Raw genomic sequence first — 2,661 nt, forward strand, 5'->3', positions numbered from 1 at the left:
CGCGCGAACTGATCGACGCGACGCTGAAGAAGAGCGGCCATGGCGATATCGAAACCCTGGAAGCGGACCTGTGGCGCGACGTTCAGCCGGATTTTCGCACCTCGCATTACCTCGACGGCTTCGCGCACGCGGACCACAAGTTCCATTTCAAGGCCGACTGGGCGCACCCTCCCTTCGGTATCGCCGGCATGGGTCCCTGGGAGCAGATGCCGTCGCTGCCGGATCACTGGACCATCATCGAGGAGGCGGATGCGGCGCATCCGTTCCGGCTCGCCACCAGCCCCTCGCGCAGCTTCCTCAATACCAGCTTCAATGAAACGCCATCGTCGATTGCGCGCGAAGGCAGGCCCTCGGTGATGATACATCCCGAGGATGCTGCGGCGCTCGGGGTAACCGACGGCGACGCCGTCACGCTCGGCAACGTCAGGGGCGAGACCACCTTGACGGCAAAGCTGTTCGACGGCCTTCGCCGCGGCGTGCTGATCGCGGAATCGATTCAGCCGAACAAGGCCCATATCGGCGGTCGCGGTATCAATATGCTGACCGGGGCCGAGGCGGTCGCGCCGATCGGCGGTGCGGCGTTCCACGACAACAAGGTCTGGGTGAAGAAGGTCGCGCGACCGGGCTAAATCGCTCTTGCGGTCGACGTCGATCCTGCCGCAAATGTCGCCGAAAATGGCAAACAGAGGCGGCAAGCATGACCGGCAATGACAGCGTGATCCTCGAAAAGCGCGGGCAGGCGTTCTGGATTACCATCAACCGGCCCGACAAGCGCAACGCGCTCAATGGCGAGGTGATTGCCGGCCTCGCCAGGGGTTATCGCGACGCGCATGATGACAAGGATGTCCGCGTCATCGTGCTGACCGGCGCGGGCGACAAGGCGTTTTGCGCCGGCGCCGATCTGCAGAACAGCGGCGCCGCCTTTGCGATGGATTTCTCCAGGCCGAATGTCGACTACGCCGATCTGCTGCGGCTGTCGCAAAACGCCACCAAGCCGGCGATCGCGCGGGTAGGCGGTGTCTGCATGGCCGGCGGCATGGGCCTGCTTTGCATGACCGATATGGCGGTCGCGGCTGACCATGTCATCTTCGGGCTGCCCGAGGTGAAGGTCGGCGTATTCCCGATGCAGGTGATGAGCCTGCTGCAGTCGATGGCGCCGCCGCGGCTCGTCAATGAGTGGGCGCTGACCGGCGAGCCCTTTGACGCGCGGAGCGCGCAAGCCGCCGGCCTCCTGAACCATGTGGTGCCGTCCGCCGAGCTCGACGCCAAGGTCGACTGGCTGATCGGCCGCATCGTCGATAAATCGCCGACCGCGATCCGGCGCGGCAAATATGCCATGCGCGCGATCGCCTCGATGTCGTTCGACGAAAGCATCGCCTACACCGAAAGCCAGATTGCGCTGCTGGCGATGACGGAAGACGCCAAAGAAGGCCTCAAGGCGTTCGGCGAGAAGCGCAAGCCGTCATGGCCGGGCCGATGACGGCCGTGGAAGCGATCGCGCTTTTCCGCGGCTAACCTGCATTGGCCTTCAGCCCGGCGGCTTCGATACCGGCAATCGCGCAGGCCTCGTCATTGTCAGAGGTGTCGCCGCTGACGCCGACAGCACCGAGCAGGACGCCACCGGCATCGATCAGCACGCCGCCCGGCACCGGCACCATACGGCCCTGCGCCAGCGTATTCACCGCGCCGATGAAATAGGCCTGTTCCTGGGCGCGCTGGAACAGCGCCCGCGATCCCATGCCCATCGCCAGCGCCCCATAGGCCTTGCCGTGGGCGATCTCGGCCCGCATCAGGCTGGTGCCATCCTGCGCCGCGGTGACTTTGACGCAGCCGCGCGCATCGAGAATGGTGATGACAAGCGGCTTCAGTTTTTTCTCGACGCCTTTCGCCAGCGCGGCATCCAGAATCTTGCGAGCGACGTCGAGGGTGAGGTCAGCCATGGGTCGGTTCCTTTGCCACAGGGGAGAGGGTTGGGCTGGCCTTGGCGCGGTCGAGGCTCATCGCCAGCACGCGCGCGGCGTGAAGCGCGGAGCGCGCGGTGCCGTCCTTGATCTGGTGCCGGCATGAAGTGCCATCGGCAACGATCAGCGTGGCCGCATCGGCGCGCCGTACCGCGGGAAGCAGCGCGAGCTCGGCCATTGCCATCGAGGTTTGACAGGTGTCGGCGCCGTAGCCGAAGGCGCCGGCCATGCCACAGCAGCTGGACTCGATGGTTTCAACGCTCAGGTCGGGAACGAGGCGAAGCACTTTTTCAACCGCCGTGAAAGCGCCGAACGATTTTTGATGACAATGGCCGTGCACCAGGGCTTTTGCGGCGACCGAACCGAGCGGCAGCCGCAGCCGACCACCCTCCGCCTCGCGCGCCAGAAATTCCTCGAACAGCAGTGCCTGTGCGCCGATGCTCTTTGCGGCCTCGTCGGATCGCAGTGAGAGCAGTTCATCACGCAGCGTCAACAGGCAACTCGGCTCGAGACCGACGATCGGCACGCCGCGCGCGGCAAACGGCGCGTAGGTCGTAACCAGCCGGTCCAGTTCCGCGCGCGCCTCATCGACGAGACCTGCCGACAGGAACGTCCGCCCGCAACATAACGGCCGGGCGCCGTCTGCCGGCCTTGGCATATGCACGCGGTATCCGCCTTCGACCAGCACGCGCAGCGCGGC

The 2,661-nt window shown here is 65.5% G+C and carries 4 protein-coding genes; 2 read left to right on the forward strand and 2 right to left on the reverse strand.

From position 1 onward, the window contains the following. A partial coding sequence (locus WCE35_RS24405) for a molybdopterin dinucleotide binding domain-containing protein (protein ID WP_424595872.1) occupies positions 1-629 on the forward strand: 629 nt, incomplete at its 5' end. A gap of 68 nt (positions 630-697) precedes the next feature. Further along, positions 698-1,480 carry an enoyl-CoA hydratase/isomerase family protein gene (locus tag WCE35_RS24410; RefSeq protein ID WP_424595873.1) on the forward strand — a complete coding sequence of 261 codons (783 nt, stop codon included), beginning with the start codon at positions 698-700 and terminating at the stop codon, positions 1,478-1,480. Between the two features lie 31 nt (positions 1,481-1,511). On the opposite strand, the gene WCE35_RS24415 is transcribed toward WCE35_RS24410, so the two are convergent. Further along, on the reverse strand, positions 1,512-1,940 hold the full coding sequence (locus WCE35_RS24415; protein WP_424595874.1) for a GlcG/HbpS family heme-binding protein: 429 nt from the start codon (positions 1,938-1,940) through the stop codon (positions 1,512-1,514). Further along, positions 1,933-2,661, reverse strand: a 729-nt coding sequence (locus tag WCE35_RS24420) for a (Fe-S)-binding protein (protein WP_424595875.1), incomplete at its 5' end; no start/stop codon positions are given. The genes WCE35_RS24420 and WCE35_RS24415, both read right to left, overlap by 8 nt.

This window comes from Bradyrhizobium sp., assembly GCF_049691595.1.
Taxonomy (GTDB): domain Bacteria; phylum Pseudomonadota; class Alphaproteobacteria; order Rhizobiales; family Xanthobacteraceae; genus Bradyrhizobium.

Excerpts from the sequence above, each read along its gene's own strand:
- WCE35_RS24410 (WP_424595873.1), top strand. The coding sequence starts at position 698 with ATGACCGGCAATGACAGCGTGATCCTCGAAAAGCGCGGGCAGGCGTTC.
- WCE35_RS24415 (WP_424595874.1), bottom strand. The coding sequence starts at position 1,940 with ATGGCTGACCTCACCCTCGACGTCGCTCGCAAGATTCTGGATGCCGCG.